The 20,147-nt window shown below is 67.6% G+C and carries 12 protein-coding genes; 10 read left to right on the forward strand and 2 right to left on the reverse strand.

The genetic code is table 11. From position 1 onward, the window contains the following. Nucleotides 1–85: 85 nt before the first annotated feature. Both BLQ58_RS10900 and BLQ58_RS10905 read right to left on the reverse strand, forming a co-directional pair. Complete coding sequence (locus tag BLQ58_RS10900) at nucleotides 86–616, reverse strand: BON domain-containing protein (protein WP_029051335.1); 531 nt, start codon at nucleotides 614–616, stop codon at nucleotides 86–88. A gap of 134 nt (nucleotides 617–750) precedes the next feature. Beyond that, on the reverse strand, nucleotides 751–954 hold the full coding sequence (locus tag BLQ58_RS10905; RefSeq protein ID WP_008650922.1) for a cold-shock protein: 204 nt from the start codon (nucleotides 952–954) through the stop codon (nucleotides 751–753). Between the two features lie 943 nt (nucleotides 955–1,897). On the opposite strand from BLQ58_RS10905, the gene BLQ58_RS10910 reads away from it, so the two are divergent. From BLQ58_RS10910 to BLQ58_RS10955, 10 genes are all read left to right on the forward strand, one after another. Then, entirely contained in the window at nucleotides 1,898–4,819 is a 2,922-nt protein-coding gene (locus BLQ58_RS10910) for a bifunctional glycoside hydrolase/polysaccharide deacetylase family protein (RefSeq protein WP_029051149.1), read from the forward strand. Next, entirely contained in the window at nucleotides 4,782–8,966 is a 4,185-nt protein-coding gene (locus BLQ58_RS10915) for a tetratricopeptide repeat protein (RefSeq protein WP_092597591.1), read from the forward strand. Before BLQ58_RS10910 ends, BLQ58_RS10915 begins: the two co-directional genes overlap by 38 nt. Before the next feature lie 42 nt (nucleotides 8,967–9,008). Then, the gene (locus BLQ58_RS10920; RefSeq protein ID WP_092597594.1) at nucleotides 9,009–9,557 is read left to right on the forward strand and encodes a penicillin-binding protein activator LpoB; all 549 of its coding nucleotides are present in this window, start codon (nucleotides 9,009–9,011) and stop codon (nucleotides 9,555–9,557) included. A 26-nt stretch (nucleotides 9,558–9,583) separates the two neighbouring features. Continuing rightward, a complete protein-coding gene (locus BLQ58_RS10925; RefSeq protein WP_092597597.1) occupies nucleotides 9,584–11,077 on the forward strand; it encodes a PelD GGDEF domain-containing protein in 1,494 nt (497 codons plus the stop codon). 3 nt (nucleotides 11,078–11,080) lie between these two features. Further along, on the forward strand, nucleotides 11,081–12,067 hold the full coding sequence (locus tag BLQ58_RS10930) for a tetratricopeptide repeat protein (RefSeq protein WP_092597600.1): 987 nt from the start codon (nucleotides 11,081–11,083) through the stop codon (nucleotides 12,065–12,067). After that, nucleotides 12,064–13,665 carry a GT4 family glycosyltransferase PelF gene (gene pelF, locus BLQ58_RS10935; protein WP_092597603.1) on the forward strand — a complete coding sequence of 534 codons (1,602 nt, stop codon included), beginning with the start codon at nucleotides 12,064–12,066 and terminating at the stop codon, nucleotides 13,663–13,665. The genes BLQ58_RS10930 and pelF overlap by 4 nt, the downstream gene beginning before the upstream one ends. A gap of 1 nt (nucleotide 13,666) precedes the next feature. Beyond that, on the forward strand, nucleotides 13,667–15,037 hold the full coding sequence (pelG, locus tag BLQ58_RS10940; protein ID WP_092597606.1) for an exopolysaccharide Pel transporter PelG: 1,371 nt from the start codon (nucleotides 13,667–13,669) through the stop codon (nucleotides 15,035–15,037). A 242-nt stretch (nucleotides 15,038–15,279) separates the two neighbouring features. Next, nucleotides 15,280–15,981 (forward strand): response regulator transcription factor, encoded by a 702-nt coding sequence (locus BLQ58_RS10945; RefSeq protein ID WP_092597609.1) that lies wholly within the window; start codon nucleotides 15,280–15,282, stop codon nucleotides 15,979–15,981. Then, nucleotides 15,974–17,647: a FecR family protein gene (locus BLQ58_RS10950; RefSeq protein ID WP_092597612.1), complete on the forward strand. Its 1,674-nt coding sequence runs from the start codon at nucleotides 15,974–15,976 to the stop codon at nucleotides 17,645–17,647. The genes BLQ58_RS10945 and BLQ58_RS10950 overlap by 8 nt, the downstream gene beginning before the upstream one ends. Next, nucleotides 17,637–20,066: a CHASE2 and HATPase_c domain-containing protein gene (locus tag BLQ58_RS10955; protein ID WP_254775897.1), complete on the forward strand. Its 2,430-nt coding sequence runs from the start codon at nucleotides 17,637–17,639 to the stop codon at nucleotides 20,064–20,066. Before BLQ58_RS10950 ends, BLQ58_RS10955 begins: the two co-directional genes overlap by 11 nt. The last annotated feature ends 81 nt before the right edge of the window (nucleotides 20,067–20,147 follow it).

Here is a 20,147-nt window from a genome sequence, read left to right on the forward strand (position 1 = left end):
GGTTTCCTCGGCACGCTAAATATCAGGCGGTCTATGGGAAGCCGCCCGGTTTCGGGGTTTTCAGGGTCGGGCGATTATAGCAACATCACCGATTGGGGGTATTTGTGGTGCTTGGGTCGCTTTTGGCGGGGTATCGGGCGTATGGCACGCCACGTGACGGCGTGGCTGTCGTCTGGTCGATCACCTTCTCCACGTCGGGAATTTCACGCATTGCGGCCACGAACGCCGCGCCGTTGAAATCCTTTCCCACGCAGCCCTGCACGGTCAGCCAACGGCCGCGCACCATGATCCAGAGCGAGCTGTTTTGCCAGGCGGGCAGCGTGCGGCGCAGGTCCTGCAGCCGCCGTTGCAGCGTTTCGGCGATTTCGGCGTCGTACTGGTACGCGTTGGCCAGCCGGCAGCGGCCTTCCGCATAGCAGTGGTTGCCTTCCTCGATGCGGTGGTGTGCCTCGCGTTTCCATTCGTCCTCGGAAACCCGTGGCCCGGTTGGTTCGGGACAACCCGAAACGGCACTTGAAACGCGTACGAACGGATCATTGCCATAGTTGCGCAGCGTTTGAGCATGCACGATTTTTGTCGCGACTATAAATAGGACGACAAACCAAATCGCGACCATCCATGCCATTCGTTTATTAATCGACCAGCCGGTCGAAACGTCAGCAAGGCAATACATTATCGGTCGGCATAAAAGCAGAAAGCCCCGCCGAAGCGGGGCTTCCCAGGCCAGATAATTGGCCCGGCGATTCAGACTTAGATGGCCTGGATCTTCGTGGCCTGCTCGCCCTTCTGGCCCATGGCCTTCACGTAGCGGACCTTCTGGCCTTCCTTCAGCGACTTGAAGCCATTGCCTTCAATCGCCGAGAAATGCGCGAACAGGTCGTTGCCGCCTGCGTCCGGGGTGATGAAGCCAAAGCCCTTGGCGTCGTTGAACCACTTAACGGTACCGGTTTCCATATATCTATCCAACCTTGAATTTCAAATGAGCGTGATTGCCCGACCAAGCATGTTGCCCACAACGAACCGGAGCAATAACGCTACAGGCCGGTGCACATGCGAGCAGCCATTCTGACGGTTTTTTTTCGCGTGTCAATCAGACTATGCCCCTAACGGTATTTCGGCATGCGAACAGCAGATATTAGAGATTTCTAGATCATTTGGGGGTTTGTCTGACATCAGACTGAATCGCCTGGCGGTATGACACGCATTTCCGTATCTGTGGTACCGACAGTTCGTACGCAGCCGTAACCCCGGCGGCACCACGCTGCCATATATGCCACAAAACCGTTCCGCCAACGCTACTCCATATGGACTATGGCTACCAATGGATGATGCCGCGACAATGCGCGTCATACCAAAAACCGGCAGCCGCAACGATGCGCGCGAGCCGGAGAAATCGCGGCGCACCAGGCGCCGGATCCGTGAACGGGGAATCAGATGTCACCACATAGCTAGCCAGGGTCCTTGGCACACGGGCGTTTCAGCGCCCGCCGCCGGCATGATGCCGGCCGTCTTCCTGCCGCATTTTCCTGCCGCGTATTTCGTCCATGCAGGTTCATGCCATGCCAGAACCGGGCAGGGTGACACGCGCCTGTGACCACCATATGTCACGGCGGCTTCGGCACAATTTTTGACAATCTCGGTCCGGCGAATGGCCTAGCATCCGACCTGCCCGTGAATTAGTAAAAACACTAGTTCAGACCGGCGACCGGCATAATGCGGGGCGCGCGCGGCCAGAATGCGGATGGGGCGGACGCGCGGCGACGACCACGCGCCATACCAACAAAGAAAAAGCGGACAACAACGAGTGAAGCCATTGCAGCGTTTAATCCGGGGACTTTTCCATGAAGTTGGCAGCGATGCGCCACGCCGCGCCGTGGGGCGCGTTTGCCGGCATGCGATGCTGGCCGTGGCCGTCGTGGCATCGGCCGGTGCCGTGATGCTGGGCGCGCTGACGCCATCGGCCGATGCGCTGGCCCAGGTGGCCGGGCCGGCCCAGGCCCCCGTGGCGCCCCAGGGCGCCCGGGCAGCCAGCACGGCCGCCGCGCCGAACGTTGCCTTCCACTACGGCAGCAAGCCGCCCGTCGATCTGCTGCAGGCATTCGACGTGGCCGTGGTCGAGCCCGACAGCGGTTTCGATCCGCGCCAGGCCAAGACCCCGAACACCGCATGGTTTTCCTACGTGAGCCTGGGCGAGGTGCTGCCCAGCCGCGCCTACTTCAAGGACATCCCCAAGTCATGGCTCACCGGCAGCAATGACGCCTGGAATGCCCGGGTGGTTGACCAGGCCGCCGATGGCTGGCCCGCCTTTTACGTCGACAAGGTAATCACCCCGCTGTGGGATCGCGGCTACCGCGGCTTCTTCATCGACACGATGGACTCGTATCACCTGGTGGCCCGGACCGACGCCGAGCGCGCCAGGCAGGAAGCGGGCATGGTGCGCGTGATCCAGGCCATCAAGGCCCGCTATCCGGATGCGAAGCTGCTGTTCAACCGCGGCTTCGAAATCCTGCCGCAGGTGCATGCGCTGGCCTATGGCGTAGTGTTCGAATCGCTGTTCCGGGGCTGGAACCAGGCGCAGGGTGCCTATACCGAGGTCAGCCAGCAGGACCGCGACTGGCTGCTGAACCAGGCCCGCATCATTCGTGACCAGTACAAGCTGCCGGTCATCTCGATCGACTATTGCGCCCCGGCCGACCGCACCTGCCAGCGCGATGCCGCGCGCCGTATCCGCGCGCTCGGCATCACGCCGTACGTGACCGATTCCGGCCTGCAGACGGTGGGCGTGGGGCAGATCGAGGTGCTGCCGCGCCGCGTGCTGGTGCTGCAGGAAAGCCAGCCGGGCGTGTCGATCGACAACAGCGAAGGCGTGCGCTTCGTGTCGATGCCGCTGAACTACCTCGGCTATCGCGTCGAGTTTGCCGAGACGCGCGATGCGCTGCCGGAGATCACCCCCGACCGCTATGCCGGTGTGGTCGTCTGGTCCAACGGCTACTTCACGCGCAACGCGGCCCGCTATCAGGCGTGGCTTGAAAAGCTGAGCGCGCAGGGCGTGCCGGTGGCATTCATGAACGGCTTCGGCATGCCCGCAAACAGCCCGCTGCTGCGCAGCCTGGGATTGAAGGCGGTGAAGGGGCGCGTATCGAGTCCGGTGCAGATCGTGTCGCAGGACAAGATGATGGGCTTCGAACAGCCCGTGGCGCCCGATGCCACCGAGGCGGTTGCCGTGCAGGTGCAGGACGGCGCCGCCAGCACGCGCTCGCTGCTGCGCCTGCGCGCCGGTTCGCTGACCTACGATGCCGCGGCCATCACGAAGTGGGGCGGCTATGTGACCGGTCCCTATGCCGTCCGCCAGAACTACGCGATCCGCCAGAACTCCTCCAGCGACCAGGATCGCTGGATCGTGCAGCCGCTGGATTTCCTGCGCGAGGCCCTTCGCCTGCGTCCGATGCCGGTGCCCGACACCACCACCGAGAGCGGGCGTCGCCTGCTGACCATCCATATCGATGGCGACGGGTTCGCCTCGAAGGCCGAGATCCCTGGCGGCGGTTTCTCCGGCGAGGTATTGTTCCGGGAAATCTTCGACCGCTATCGCCTGCCGATGACGATGTCGGTGATCGAGGGCGAGGTCGGCAAGTCGGGCATGTACCCGAAGCTGACCGCCGAGCTGGAACCAATCGCGCGCAAGATCTTCGCGCAGCCGTATGTCGAGGTGGCCAGCCACACCTATTCGCACCCGTTCGAGTGGGGCCGCACGGTGCCCGGTCAGCAGAGCGACGCGCGTGTCACCGAGGGCGACGAGGAATTCCACCTGGCCATCCCCGGCTACAAGATGGACCTGAACCGCGAGATCGGCGGCTCCATCGACTACATCAACAAGGTGCTGTCGCCGAACAAGCCGGTGAAGATGCTGCTGTGGCCCGGCGACTGCCAGGCGCCGCCGGAAGCCATCAAGCTGACCGATGCCGCCGGCGTGCTGAACATGAACGGCGGCGACACGCTGATCACGCGCAGCAACCCCACCTGGACCGCCATCGCGCCGCTGGGCATCCACAAGGCCGACAACACGTTCCAGGTATTCGCGACCAACCAGAACGAGAACGTCTACACGAACCTGTGGCGCGGCCCGTACTACGGCTTCGAGCGTGTGATCGAGACTTACGAGATGACCGAGAAGCCGTATCGCTTCAAGGCCGTGAACATCTACTACCACAGCTACGCGGGCACCAAGGTGGCATCGCTGAAGGCGCTGCGCACGGTGTACGACTACGTGCTGACGCAGAACCTGTTGCCGATGCACTCGACGGACTACGTGCTCAAGGTGCTCGACTGGCAGGACATGGCGGTGGCACGCGAACTCGGTGACGGCGCCGATGGCGCCCCGGCCGGCGGCGCGTGGGTGGTGCGTGGCGACGGCAACCTGCGCAACCTGCGCTGGGTCGGCGACGGCGTGCCCGACGTGGCCACGGCTCAGGGCGTGACCGGCTCGTCGCCCGCGCCGGGCGGCGGCGTGTATGTGCACCTGGATGGCGGCAACGCGCGCTTCAGCTTTGTGCCGGCCGCCACGCATGCGGTGCCCGAACTGCCCGAGGCCAACGGCCTGGTGCGTGACTGGCACCGCGACGGCGGTGCCACCCGCTTTGCTTTCTCCGGCTACTACAAGCCGTTCTTCCGGCTTGCCAATGCCGGCCAGTGCAGCGTCACCATCGATGGCAAGCCCGCTCGCGGCGTGCGCGAGAGCAACACGCTGCGTTTCGATACCCCTGCGGTGAATGATCCGATCCATGTCCAGCAACAAGTCGAAGTCCGCTGCGGCGCCTGAGCGCGAGCGGCTGTTGCCGCCGGCGCTGGTTCTGACCTTTACCGCGATGGTGGGGGTGGGCCTGGCGCTGATGTTTCCGCGCGAGACGCTGCGCGAGCGCCTGCTAGGCCAGGGCCGTACGGTGGACGGCCTGACCGTGGCCTATCTCGAAGCGTGGTCGCGCGTGGCCCCCAACGACACGAGCTTCATGAGCGTGCTGGCCGAACAGTACGCGCGCAGCGGCCGCCTGGACGACGCCGAGAAGATGCTCGAACGCATGATGGCGGTTCAGGGTCAGGACATGACCGGGCATATCCTGCGCACGCGTATCGAGATCACGCAGCAGCGCGCCTATGCGGCGCAGCCCGAATCGCCCGAGCGTGCCGAGCGCCTGGCGCTGATGAAGGACCTGCTCAAGCAGGCCACCGCCGACGGCGCGATGCGCCGCTGGTCGCTGGCCGACCTGCAGACGCTGGCCACGCAATCGCGCCAGATCGGCGATGCCGACGCCGCCAGCGTGCTGTTCCGCACGCTGGGCAAGCGCGATCCGGCCAATCTCGATTTCTACAACCGGCAACTGGCCAGCATCGCGCTGGCCGGCGGCAACTATCGCGATTCCGCGCAGGCGTTGTTCGACGCGCAGGCGCGCAGCAAGAACCTGTACGAGCAGCGCACGCTGTTCCTGCAGGCGCTGCAGACGCTGCAGGCAGGCAACCTGCTGGACGAGGCGCTGGCGGAAGCCGAGCGGCGCGGCGGCAAGCTGCTCGAAGACCCCGACGTACTGCGCTACCTGACGAAGCTGGCGCTGGCCGCCAACAAGCCGGACGTGGCCGCGAAGTACGTCGAGCGGCTGCTGAAGCTGACGGCCAACAAGCCATCGGGCGCCGCGCAATTCGCGCTGGCGGCGCTGCGCAGCGATGCCGCACATGCTGAAGTCCGTCGCGTGTCCGACACCGAGCCGTGGCTGGCCCGTGGCCATGTCTTCCTGGACGGCCCGCGCGGCGTCGCCATGCGCGACCGGATGGGCGATTTCAGCGTGCGCCGCGTTCACGCGCAGGCTGCGTCGGCACCGATGCTGGCCCAGGCCATGCCGAAGCCGGGTCCGGGCAATCCGACGCAGGCCGAGGCCCAGGCCGCAGCCAAGGGCGAAGTGGCCGCAGCCGTGGCGGCCGGCAAGGCTTTCAACGCCGACGACTACGATCTGGCCTACCGCGTGTTCCTGGCGGCAGGCAAGCTCGACCAGGCCCAGGACGTCGCCCAGACGGCGGTGCGCAAGCTGCCGGACGAGCCGGTCTGGCGCGAGCGGCTGGCGCTGGTATCCGAATGGAACCGCCAGCCGACGATCGCGCTGCAGAGCTGGCTCGAATACGCGCAGGCGACCAACGACGAGCGCGCCTGGAACAACGTGATGCGCCTGGCGCCGGGCCTCAACGACGATCGCGCCTACCTGGCTGCGCTGCGTCACCGTGCCACGGGCGGCGACCTGAAGACCATCGACGAGGTGGTGGCTGCCTACGAGCGGCTGGGCGAGCCGGAAGCCGGCATGGCCTTCCTGGACACGCTGGCAAACGGCCCGAACGGTCGCCAGGCGATGGAGCGCAATGCAGATCTGGCCGAGCGCGCGGGCAAGGACGATCGCGCCTTCGAACTCTATGGCCAGCTCGAAAAACGCTTTGGCGCCCGGCCGCGATACGCGGTCAAGCGCGCCAACATCCTCTTTGTGCGGGGCCGCCTGAACGAGGCGATGGATGCGCTGCTGCCGGCGCGCAGGCAGGCGGGTCCGCAGGACCTGCTTTACTGGCGCACATACACCGAGCTGGCCCGTCTGACGCAACGCGACGATCTGCTCAAGGACGGCTATCGCCAGATGATGTTCGCCATGGCCGAGACCCGTGACGACCACTGCATGCAGTTTCCGCCGGGTGCCGCCCGCAACGACTGCATTGCCGAAGTGCGCGACACGGTGGAAGCGGACTATTCGAACCTGATTGCGTACTACGACCGCTCGCCCATCGACGCGGGCCGGATCGCCGAAGCCAGCTGGCGCAAGAACGGCAAGTTCGACCAGTTCCAGCTCGCGGTGTACTACTACACCCGCGCGCACGCCTGGCGCCGTATCGACCAACTGCTTGCCGACCTGACGCCCGAGCAGCGCAGCGAAGCCGAATCGTCGGCCGTGTTCCTGATGCGCCGCGCCGAATACTGGCGCCTGACCGGCAACCGCGACCGTGCGCTGGCGGACCTGCGCCGTGCCGCCGGGCAGCCCGACGCGGACAGCGAGACTTTCGGCGCGCTGCTGTGGGCGCTCGTCGACAGCGGCACCGACAGCGAAGTGCGCGCCGTGATGCAGCGACTGAAGCCCAGTGCCGAGCAGGACCCGGGCCTGTGGGGCGCGTATGCCGCCGGCGCCATGCGCTTCCAGGACGGCTATACCGCGCTGCACTACCTGCGCAAGATGCAGCAGGGCAAGAACGCCGATCCGCTCTGGCTGGGCCTGACCGCTGACGCGTACGAAGCCATCGGCCAGACATCGACGGCCTGGCGTATCCGCAGGCAGGCGTGGATCGACCTGCACCACGCGTGGGCGGCGGGCGGCCAGCACTGGGCCAACGCATCGGCAAGCGACGATGAAGACGGCGACGCGGAAGACGACGCACAGGATGGTCCGGCACGGGGCGACCTGCGCCGCCAGACGGTGGCGCTCGGGCAGATCTTCGCTTCCGGCGATGTGTCGCGCAGCCTCGTCATCGAGATGCTGCGCCGCGACCGTGCCGAAGTGGCCGCGCGCCGCGCCGCGCCGGGCGATGCGAAGTCGCCGTCGCAGCTGGGCAATGTGCCGGGCCTGCCGGCGCTGGACGCGGTGCCGCCGGCCGCGCTGACCGAGGCGCAGCGCCGTCGCCAGGGCCAGATCTCGGCGGCCAGCCGCGAGGTGGCGCTGGCCTGGGCGATGTCGTCCGAATCGAACGATCTGGCGCGGGCGTGGCTGGCCCGGCAGTATGCCGACCGGATGCAGCGGCCCGCGTATGCCGAGATTTCCATCGCGCTGGACAGCAACGACATGGACCAGCTCGACCGGATCATGGAGCGCCAGGCCGGCCGCGTGCCGGTGGCGAACCAGATCGAGGCCAACCGCCAGCTGGACCGGCTGTCGACCGCGCAGACCCAGGCGTTCGAGACGCAGGAACTGGCCCGTACCGACGACACGCTGCAGCAGACGCTGGAAGATGCGCTGCTGTTCAACGCCCAGGCCATCGAGCCGCGCGTCACGTTCCAGCGCCAGAAGCCGCTCGAATACTACGAGTACAGCCTGGCGGGCGGCGCGCGCCTGTGGGATGGCTATGCGGTGAACCTGCGCGGCGTGTTCCGCGACCAGCGCAGCGCCGACCGCACGCAGCTGGACAACGTGCCGGCATCTGACCGCCGTGCCGAACTGGCGTTGAGCTATCGCGACAGCCAGAAGAACTGGCTGCTCGGGATCGGCCGCCGCGACGGCCTGGAGAGCTTCACCACGGCCCGCCTGACCGGCAACTGGAACCAGGAAGGGCGCATCCAGTACACGGGCACGGTGGGCTACAACCAGCAGGCCGACGAATCGGCACAGCTGCGCGTGGGAGGCATGAAGGACGTGGTGGAACTGGGTGCCACGTGGCGCCTGGGCCTGCGCGAATTCATCAGCGGCCGGGCCCAGTACAACCACTTCTACGGCCAGGACCGTACGGCGCTGGGCCATGGCATGGTCTTCGACGTCGAGGCCGGCTATCGCATCCGCACGCAGTATCCGGACTATACGGTGCGTATCGTCGGCACGCGGGGCATCTACAGCGCCAATGGCGGCACGCTGTCGCCGACCATGCAGCGGCTGCTGCCGGCCGGTGACGACGAGGCCACGCCGGCGTTCTACATGCCGCAAAGCTTCACGCAGGCCGGCGTGCTGTTCGGCTTCGGCACCGACCTGATCGACGACTACACGCGCAAGTGGCGGCCGTTCATGGAAGCCGGTGCGCTGTATGACACGCGCGCGGGGCACAACTTCCGCGGGCAGGTGGGTGTGGCCGGATCGGTGTTCGGCAACGACCATCTGTCGCTGTATGTCTCGCACGACACCGCGGCCCGTACCACGGGGACGCCGCTGACCGAAGTTGGCCTGCGTTATCGCTGGCTCTATTGATGAACATTTGACTGGATTTCAAGGTAACGAGGGGGATCGAAGATGAACAAGACCAATACCCGCACGGGTCGCCTGATGGCATGGGCCGCGGCCATCGGTGCCGCACTGTGGCTGGCCGGCTGCGCCGTGACCGACGTGGGCCGCGCGCCACAGATGGCCGCTGGCGACACCGTGGCCGTCCTGCCGATCGTGAACTACACCGAAACGCCGCAGGCCGGCCTGCGCGCCGAAGCCATCGCGGAGTCGCTGCTGAAGACGGGCGGCGTGGCCAACCTGAAGCGTTATCCGGCCGCGCTGAACCCCGAAACGCTGTTCGAGCCGGCCGAGCGCGAGTCGGTGAACAAGGCGCTGGAATGGGCGCGCGGCGAACGGGCGCGCTACGCGCTGACGGGCGCCGTGCAGGAATGGCGCTACAAGGTGGGTGTCGATGGCGAACCGGCCGTGGGCATCTCGCTGCAACTGATCGACGTGTCGAGCGGCCAGGTGGTGTGGTCGGCCACGGGCAGCAACGCCGGCTGGAGTCGCGAATCGCTGTCGGGCGTGGCCCAGAAGCTGCTGCGCCGCCTGCTGGCGCCGCTGATGCAGGGTTGAGTGGAACCTGGTAGACAAAAGGACGGGTGACAAGCGTGGCTAACACCGCCGATAACAAGCGTCAGGCGACCCGCCAGAGCCAGGGCATCGGCCTGGGCGGGCGCTATGCGCGCTGGCTGGCGCCCGCGGGAGGCGGGGCGGCCGCCGTGCTGGAGATGATCGTCGTGATGGCGGTGGCCATGGCCATCACCTGGGCGATCCTCCCGCAAAACCCGCTGCTGCTGGGTCTGGGCTTTCCGTGGGCATGGCTGCTGCCGGTGATCCTGGCGCTGCGCTATGGCACGCTGGTGGGCGTAGGCGCCGTGCTGATGCTGCTGGGCGGCTGGTTCTTCTTTGACGCCATGGGCAACCACGGCGAAGCGTTCCCGCGCATGTTCTTCCTGGGCGGCCTGCTGCTGGTGCTGGTGGCCGGCCAGTTCGGCGACGTGTGGAACACACGCCTGGCGCGCGCCCGCGCCGTGAACCGCTACCTGGACGAGCGGCTCTCCGCGCTGACCAAGAACCACTACCTGCTGCGCATTTCGCACGCCCGGCTGGAGAACGACCTGCTGGCCCGACCGACCACGCTGCGCGACACGCTGTCGCAGCTGCGCGCCGTGACCATGCAGGACGCCGCGCGCGGCAGCAAGGTCGAACTGCTGGCCGGCGCGCAGCCGATGCTGCAGGTGGTGGCACAGGCTTGCCAGATCGAAGGTGCCGCGCTGTTCGCTTGCGCGGGCGAAAACGTCGTGCCCGGGGCGGTTGCCGCCATCGGTCCCGACTTTGCACTGGATGTCAGCGACCCGCTGGTGCGCCACTGCCTCGAGACGCGCGAACTCGCGCATCTGCGCACCACGGGCCTGCAGCAGGACGCCGAAACACGCTACGTGGCCGTGGCGCCCGTGCTGGCCGGTTCGGACCGCCTGATCGGCGTGCTGGTTGTGGAGCGCATGCCGTTCCTGTCGCTGACGTATGAAAACCTGCAACTGCTGATGGTGCTGATGGGCTACTACGCCGACGGCGTGGAGCATGCCCAGGCCACGCACGGCATCCAGGAACTGGCCCCGGCCATTCCGTACGCGTTCGCGCTGGACTATGCGCGCCTGTCGCGTCTGCGCCGCGAGACCGGCATCCAGAGTTCCGTGGTGGCGCTGGTGTTCGACCTGGACGAAGCGCGCGACGCGCTGTTCGAGCAGGTGGTGCGCAGCCGCCGGGCGCTGGACGTGGCCTGGCCGGCGCGCGGTGTACATCAGCGTGCCATGCTGACGCTGATGCCGCTGTCGGACAGCCAGGCGGTGTCGGCCTACCTGGTGCGCATCGAAGACATGCTGCGCGCGCAGTTCGGTACCGATTTTGCCAGTGCGCATATCGGCGTGTACACGCTGCCGGTGCCGGCCGCCGGCGCGGAAGAGGCGCTGGTGCGCCTGCTGCACCGCTGCCATCTGGACGGCAAGGACGGCACCGCCACGCCGGCTGTCAGCGCCGGTGTCACCCCCGGACCGGGCGCGGCCCCGTCCGCCGGACAGACGCAGGCGGGCTGACGCATGGGCAAGCTGACCATCGGCGGCACCGCCTCGCAGATCGCGGCACTGTACCTGCTGTTTCACGGCGGCACCGGGCTGCCGTTGCTGCTGTCGTTCCTGGGGCTGCAGGCGGTCGCCGCCGGGCTGCTGGGCCTGGCGGTGTGGCGTCTGCTGCCGCGGCGCTTTCGTACGCCATTCGGGTGGAGCTACGCCTACATGGCGGCGTTCTGCTTCTTCGTGCCGCTCGGCGGCACGCTGGTTTGCCTGGGCAGCCTGCTGTTCTCGAAGCTGTTCCCGCATCGGCGCGACAGCGCCGGCATTGCCTCGGTGGCGCTGCCCGAATTCGTGACGCACCTGATCCAGCGTGTGACGCATGGTGGCGGTGCGCGGCTGCGCGCCCAGCTGGGTAACACGCGTGCGCCGCTGCCCGAACGCATGACGGCGCTGGTGGCGATGCAATCGATGCCCACGCGCACGGCCAGCCCCGTGCTGCGCGAACTGCTGGCCGACAGCACCGACGACATCCGCCTGCTGGCCTACGGCATGCTGGACGGCGCAGAGAAGCAGTTGACGCAGAAGATCCTGGCCGAGCTGCCGCGCCTGGAGTCGGCCGACACGCCGCAGGCACGGCTGGAAATCAACAAGCGGCTGGCCGACCTGTATTGGGAACTGATCTACCAGAACCTGGTGCAGGGCGACGTGTACCGCTACACGGCCAGCCAGGTGGAACGCTACGCCAGCGCCGCGCTGCAGATCGACGACAGCAATGCGGCCCTGTGGTACATGCGTGGCCGCCTGGCGCTGACACGTAACGCGCCCGGCGAGGCGCGCGACTTCCTGGGCCGCGCCGAGGCGCTGGGCTTTGCGCGCGAGCGCGTGCTGCCGCTGCTGGCGGAAGCGGCCTACCAGGAACGCGACTACGCCGCAGTGCGCCGCCTGATGGCGGCTTTCGACAGTCCTTCGCCGCTCCCGCTGGTGCGGCCCCTGCTGCGGTACTGGCAATCATGAGCGAAATTCTGGTCAAGGGAACGTCCGCCGACGTCATGCTGCTGCTGGAAGGCACGTTCCCGTATGTAAGCGGGGGCGTGTCGAGCTGGGTCAACCAGATGATCCGCGCGTTTCCCGATATCCGGTTCGGCATCGTCTTCATCGGCAGCCGCCGCGAGGACTATGGCGACATGGCCTACCCGCTGCCCGCGAACGTCGTGCATCTGGAAACCCACTTCCTGTACGACTTTCCGCCGCCTCCGCTGGTGCATGGCACGCCTGGCGACGCGAGCGCGTTCGACAAGTCGGACACGCTGCACGAACTGCTGCGCGAGCCGGGCAAGGAAGCCGAGGCTGGGGAGCTGATCCGCGATCTGATGCCGCAGCTCCGCGAGGGCGGGGCGCTGTCCGAGGATGCGTTCCTGTACAGCAAGCGGGCCTGGGACACGATCACGAGCCAGTACCGCCAGTTCTGTACGGACCCGTCGTTCACGGACTACTTCTGGACTATCCGCATCATGCACAAGCCGCTGTGGCAACTGGTGCGGATTGCCGACGGCCTGATACCGGCCAGGGTCTACCACACGGTGTCCACCGGCTACGCGGGCTTCCTGGGCGCGATGCTGCGCCACCGCAATGGCCGTCCGCTGCTGGTATCGGAGCACGGGATCTACACCAAGGAACGCAAGATCGACCTGTTCCAGAGCCAGTGGATCCGCGACAACCGCAACATCTTCGAACGCGACATTTCCCAGATCAGCTATTTCCGCGAACTCTGGGTGCGCTTCTTCGAAACGCTGGGGCGTGTCTGCTACGAAGCCGGCGACGAGATCACGGCGCTCTACGAGGGCAACCGCCGCCGCCAGGTGCTGGATGGCGCGATGGCCGGGCGCACGCGCAATATCCCGAACGGCATCAACCTGCCGCGCCTTTCCGCGCTGCGCGAGAAGCGCGCGCCGGGCGTGCCGCCGGTGCTGTGCCTGATCGGCCGCGTGGTGCCGATCAAGGACATCAAGACCTTTATCCGGGCGATGCTGACCGTGGTGCGCGAGTACCCCGAGGCCGAAGGCTGGATTGCCGGCCCCGAGGACGAGGACGCCGAATACGCGCGCGAATGCCGCAGCCTGGCTGAAAGCCTGGGCCTGGGCGAGAAAGTCAGGTTCCTCGGCTTCCAGAAGATCGACGAACTGCTGCCGAAGGTGGGCGTGCTGGTGCTGAGCTCGATCTCCGAGGCGCTGCCGCTGGTGGTGCTGGAAGGGTTCGCCGCCGGCGTGCCGTGCGTGACCACCGACGTGGGATCGTGCAGCGAACTGGTGTTCGGCCTGCCCGGCGACGACGCTGCGCTGGGCGCCGCGGGCGACGTGGTGCGCATTGCCGACCCGGCCGCGCTGGCCGGCGCCGCGCTGGGCCTGCTTCAGCATCCGGACCGCTGGCACGCGGCGCAGGCCTCGGGCATCGCGCGCGTGGAAAAGTACTACACGCAGGAACAGATGGTGGGCAGCTATCGCACGCTCTACACCGAGTTGATGGCAATGCCGGACAACACGCGCCGCGAGCAGGGTGGCGCCAGCCCCGCGAAGTGCCCGGTGCACCACGGCGCGCGGGCAGGAGGACGCTGAGATGGCCGGTATTGGATTCGAACTTCGCAAGATGCTCCGGCGGGACAGCCTGTCCGGCATGCTCAGCGCGTACGCGTATGCGGGCGTGATCAGCTCGGGCCCGTGGGTGCTGTCGATCCTGGGCATCCTGCTGATCGGCCTGCTGTCGATCGGCTGGGTGATTCCGGGGGCGCTGATCACGCAGTTCCAGGTGTCGGTGACGTACCTGATAGCGTGCAGCCTGATACTGACCGGGCCGATGCAGCTGTCGTTCACCCGCTTCACGTCGGACCGCCTGTTCGAGAAGCGCGCCGACCTGGTACTGTCGAACTATCACGCCGTGGCGCTGCTCTGCACGGCGCTGGCCGGTGCCATCGGCCTGGCCTGTGCCGTCTGGGCGTTTCCGGAACAGTCGGTGCTGTACCGGCTGCAGATGATGGCCGGCTTCGTGATCATGAGCAATATCTGGATCGCTGCCATCTTCCTGTCGGGGATGAAGCAGTACAAGGCCATTGTCTGGACGTTTTTCGTCGGTTACACGATCACCGTGCTGGCGGCGCTGGCGCTGCGTTCGCACGGGCTGGAGGGCCTGCTGGGCGGCTTCGTGTTCGGCCAGCTGTGCCTGCTGGTGGGCATGATCACGCTGATCTACCGCAACTACACGAGCCACCGGTTCATGTCGTTCGAGGTCTTCCAGCGCCGCTTTGCCTACCCGAGCCTGATCGCCATCGGCCTGTTCTACAACCTGGGCATCTGGATCGACAAGTTCATGTTCTGGTACGCGCCGTCCACGGGCCAGCCCGTGATCGGCCCGCTGCATGCGTCGATCATCTATGACATCCCGGTGTTCCTGGCCTACCTGGCCATCATCCCGGGCATGGCCGTGTTCCTGGTGCGGATCGAGACCGACTTCGTGGAGTACTACGACGCGTTCTACAACGCGGTGCGAGGCGGCAGTTCGCTGGAGCACATCGAGGACATGCGCAATACGATGGTGCAGACCATCCGCCTTGGTCTGTACGAGATCGTCAAGGTGCAGGCCATCGCGTCGCTGCTGCTGTTCGTGGTGGGCGGCTGGCTGCTGCGGCTGCTGGGCATCTCGGAGCTGTACCTGCCGCTGCTCTACGTGGACGTGATCGGCGCCAGCCTGCAGGTGGTGCTGCTGGGCGTGCTGAACATCTACTTCTACCTGGACCGCCGCCGCGAGGTGCTGATGCTGACCGGCACGTTCGTGGTGCTGAACTTCGTGCTGACGCGGCTGACGCTGTCGCTGGGGCCGGCCTGGTACGGCTATGGTTTCGCGGTGTCGCTGCTGATCGTCGTGGCGCTGTCGCTGTATCTGCTGGACCGCAAGCTCGACCGGCTCGAGTACGAAACCTATATGCTGCAGTAAGCCGGCTGGTGCCGGGGGACACCGCGTGCAGCGTGGGCGTGCCCCGGCTGCTTCCATTCGCAACGGCCCGGCGGTCGGCCACGTTTTCATTACGCCCGCAAGGCAGGACGACGACTTGCGGCGCGCCTGCAACACCCCCGGCGGCGCCTCCCCTCTAATGTAGCCTCGACGCGCCATGGCGCGTTTCGGTAACATGACGCCGCCGTGCCAGACACACAGGCCGCAGTCATCAGAGGGATGTAATGAGAATTGCCTCAGTAGAGGACGATGCCGCCCAGGCCGAACAGATCCGGCAACTGCTGGAAGAGGCGGGCTTCAGCTGCACCAGCTTTCCGACTGGCTCCGCCTTCCTGCGCGCGCTGCGCGACCAGGCGTTCGACCTGATCCTGATGGACTGGCAGTTGCCCGATACCAGCGGATACGAACTGGTCATCTGGGTGCGCCAGCACTCGGGCCGCCTGCCGCCCATCCTGTTCCTGACCAGCCGCATCGACGAGGCCGATATCGTGGCGGGCCTCGGCGCAGGCGCCGACGACTATCTGGCCAAGCCGCTGCGCCCGGCAGAGTTCGTGGCGCGCGTACGTGCGCTGCTGCGCCGTGCCTACCCTGACGCCGTGCACGACGACGAACTGATCCGACAGGGCGACTACGTGGTGGACGCGCGCCGCCGCAGCATTGCGGTGGCCGGGCAGATTGCCGACCTCTCGCCGCGCGAATTCGACCTGGCGCTGTTCCTGTTCCGCAATATCGGCCGGCTGCTGTCGCGCGAGGTGATCGAGCAGGCGGTCTGGGGCCGCGCCATGGATGCCGGCTCCCGCACGCTGGATACCCATGTCTCGCGCCTGCGCATCAAGCTGGCGCTTCGCCCCGAGCACGGGGTACGGCTGACGTCGGTCTATTCGCACGGCTATCGCTTCGAGGCCGCAGGGGCCGCCGATGCGTAGCTGGCGCTGGCTTGGCCGTGCGGTGCTGTGCAGCGGCATGGCGTGCCTGATTCTGCCTGACAGTACCTTGGCGGGCCCGGCCGGCAGTCAGGGCGGCGATTTCCTTTACGACGTGGAGCCGGGCGACACATTGATCGGCCTGGCCGCCCGGTATATGCAGCGCCCCGACGACTGGCGCCTGCTGCAGACGCGCAATCGCGTGGCCGATCCGTACCGTCTGGTGCCGGGGTCGCGCATCCGCATGCCGCTGTCGCGGATTCCGGTGGCGCCAGCCACGGCGCGGGTGGTCTTCGTGCGCGGCCAGGTGCGGGCCGATGGCCGACCCGTGCAGGTGGGCCAGGCGCTGGCAGAGTCATCCCGTGTCGATACCGGCGCCGATGGCGCGATCACGCTGGAACTGCCGGACACCACACGCGTGGCGCTGCCGGCCGATACGTCGATGGCCGTGCGCCGGATGCGGTCGTTCGCGCGCAGCGGACTCACGGACACCGTCATCGGCATCGATCGCGGCGCAGTCGATTCACGCGTCGCGCCCCGGGGCGGCGGCGTGGGCCGTTACGAAATCCGCACCCCGGTGATGGTGACCGGCGTGCGCGGCACCCGTTACCGCGTGGCCGTGGACCTCACCGGCAGCCGCAGCGAGGTGGCGGAAGGCCTGGTCGGTGTAGGGGCCCTTTCCATGTCACGGGACGTGGCCGCCGGGTTCGGCGTGGGCGTGTCGGCGCGGGGGCAACTAGGCAAGCCGGTGGCGCTGCTGCCGGCGCCCGAGGTGGCAGCCGTGGCCCAGCCTGTGATGTCGCGGTCGCTGGCCGTGCAGTGGCAGGCCGTGGCCGGCACCGCCAGCTATCGCATTGCCGTGGCACGCGATGCCGCGCTGACCGAATGGGTGTCGGCGGCAGAGGTGGCCGGTCCTGCCGCGACGCTGGACGATTTGCCCGATGGCGAACTGTATGTCGTCGTCAATGCGCTGGCCGCGGACGGGATGACCGGCCACGCCGGCGTCCTGCCGATCACGGTCAGGCGCCATCCGCCCGCGCCGTTTTCGCTGGGCCCGCGCCCCGATGACGTGGCCTATGGCGGTGACGCGCAATTCCGCTGGGCCGCCGTGCCCGAAGCCTCGGGCTACGAGATCGCCGTGGCAGCCGATGCCGGCTTTACGCGGCAGGCCGATGTCCGGCGCGAAACCGGCGTGGAAACCCGTCTGACGCTGCCGAGCGGCCAGTGGTGGTGGCGCCTGCGTTCGCTGGACGCGCGCGGCCAGCCCGGACCGTGGAGCGATGCGCAGCGCCTGCGCGTGGAGGCCGCGCCGCCACTGCCCGCCGCCCGCGACAGCGGCGCCGAACTGCTGGTGCGCTGGCCTGCCGAAGCGTCCGCCCGGTATGGCTATGTCGTGCAGATTGCCGGCGACGAGGGTTTCGGTCAGGGTCTGCAGACGCTGCGTGCCACGCGCAATGAGGTGGCCCTGCCGCGTCCCGACGCAGGTACGTACTACGTCAGGGTGGCGCGTGCCGAGGGCGCCGAGGGCGCCGAGGGTGCCGACGTGCCGCCGGCCGCCGCGTTCTCGGCGCCGCAGCACATCGTGTTGCCGGCCATGCTGCGCGATGGGCGCGGCGGCGTGGTGGTGTTGGGAGGCACCGACCGTGGCGTCGAGACGGGTGTCCGCTAGCCGGGCCGCCGCCTTCTTTCATCGTCGCACCCGCGTGGAGTGGGTGCTGCTGCTGGCCGCCGTGGTGGTGGTCACGGCGGTGGTGGCGCGTTTCAACTGGTTCGAGCGTGCCGACCTGGCGCTGCTCGACTTTTCCATCGCCAGCCAGCCCCATGCCGCGCGCAACGACATCGTGCTGGTGGCCATCGACGACGCCAGCATCGGGGCCATCGGCCGCTGGCCGTGGCGCCGCACCGTGCTGGCGTCACTCATCGACCATATTGCGGCCGACAAGCCGCGCGTGATCGGCCTGGACGTGATCCTGTCCGAGCCCGACATCCGCTATCCGGCTGACGATATGGAACTGGCCCAGGCCATCGCCCATGCGCGCAACGTGATCCTGCCGGTAGTGGCGGAAGCCAGTGTGGCCGGCCCCGTCATGCGTCATCCGCTCGAAGCGTTCGCCGCCACCGACGGCCATATCAACATGAGCGTCGATGCCGATGGCGTGGCCCGTTCCGTCTATCTGCGCGAGGGCGATGGCGATTCGCCGCCGGTCTGGCATTTCGCGGCGGCGATGGCAGCGTACGGGCAGCCGTCGCCGCCATCGCCGGAGTCGTTCCGCCACGAGCGCGCGCGGCGTGTCGACAGCGCCGGCTGGGTCAGCCAGGACCGCCTGCGGATTCCATTCGTGGGGCCGCCCGGCACCTTCGAGCGCGTGTCGGTGCTGGACGTGCTGTCGGGCCAGTTGGGCGCAGGCTTCTTCCGGGGCAAGTACGTGATCGTGGGCGCGATGGCCACCGGCATTGGCGACGTGTTCGCCACGCCGGTGTCGCGCGACGGACGCGGCATGAGCGGGGTGGAGATCCTGGCCAACACGCTGCAGGCGCTGCGCGACGGCACGGGCATCGTGCGCGTGCCTGATCTGGCCCGATGGTTCGCCACATTGCTGCCCGTGCTGCTGGCCGCGCTGGCGGCCTGGATGCTGACCCCGCGCGACGCGTTGATCGCAGAGGCCGTGCTGGTGGCCGCCCTGATCGGCGGCAGCATCATGCTCGTGGGCAGCATGCAGCTCTGGTTTGCCCCGGCGGCGGCCGTGTTCGGCTGCCTGCTCGTCTATCCGCTCTGGAGCTGGCGGCGCCAGGAGGCCGCGCTGCGGTTCCTGTCCGAGGAGCTGGCGCGCCTGATGCGCGAGCCCGGCCTGCTGGGCGCGCCGGCCCGCGTCGACCATTCGCTCGATGGCCGCATGCAGGCCGTCTACGACATGACCGCCCGGCTGCGGGACATGCGGCGCTTTCTGTCTGACGGGCTGGAAAGCTTGCCCGAGGCCACCGTCATCTGCAACCTGGACGGTGGCATCCTGGTGGCCAATCGCCGTGCGGTGGCGCTGGTGCCGGTGGTGCTGCAGGGCATCAACGACCTGCCGCAGCCCGCGGGGCTGGGTGACTTGCCGACGCCGGATGCCTATGCCGACGCTTATGCCGATGCCTACGGGGGGCTTGACCGCCCGGGGCTGCCGGATGTCATCGAGACGCTGTTTCCGGTGCCCGGCCCCGGCCTGGCGTACTGGGATGCCCTGTGCGGCGCGCTGGATGCCGACGCGCCCGTGATGTCCTCATCCGATTCGCATGGCGTGGAACTGGCTACCGAGGACGACCGCCGCTACCTGCTGCATGGCGCGCCGCTGCACGGCGAGGCGGGGCGGCCGGCGGGCGTTATCGTCAGCCTGATCGACATCACGACCGTACGCCGCGCCGAACGCCAGCGCGAGCAGACCCTGCATTTCCTTTCGCACGACATGCGCTCGCCGCAGGCGTCGATCCTGGCGCTGATCGACCTTCAGTCGCGCCCCGAGCGGGCGCTGACGCAGGCAGAGTTGCTGGGCCGCATCGGCGAACATGCCCACCGCACGCTGGCGCTGGCGGACGATTTCATCCGGCTGGCGCAGGCCGAATCGCAAAGCCTGGCGTTTGCCGAGGTGGAGCTGACGGCGCTGGTGCTGGACGCCACCGACGAGCTATGGGCGCTGGCCAAGACGCGCGGCATCGAGCTGCGGCTCGACCTGGACGGCGACGGCGTAACGTTGCGCGCGGCGCCGGCGCTGCTGGTGCGCGCCATCGCCAATCTGGTCAGCAATGCCATCAAGTTCAGCCCCGACGGCGCGCCGGTGACGGTGGGTCTGCGACGGCTTGGGCCTTACATGGCCATCGAGGTGACCGATCTGGGCCCCGGCATCGCGCCCGAAGCCCAGGCGCGCCTGTTCCGGCCGTTCAGCCGTGTGCATGCGCCGGCCAGCGATGCCCCGTCGGGCAGCGGCCTGGGTCTGGTCTTCGTGAAAACAGTGGCGGAACGCCACGGCGGACGGGTGATGCTGCGCAGCGCGGCGGGGGAGGGTGCCACGTTCTCGATCTGGCTGCCGCTGCGCTCGCGCGCCGGCTGACGCTGGAACGTCCGGGATCTGTCGCGCAGCCGTCGGGCAACGATCGTCCGGACGCGGACGTCAGGATTGCTTGCCGACACA

The organism is Ralstonia sp. 25mfcol4.1 (assembly GCF_900104095.1).
In the GTDB taxonomy this organism is placed as follows: domain Bacteria; phylum Pseudomonadota; class Gammaproteobacteria; order Burkholderiales; family Burkholderiaceae; genus Cupriavidus.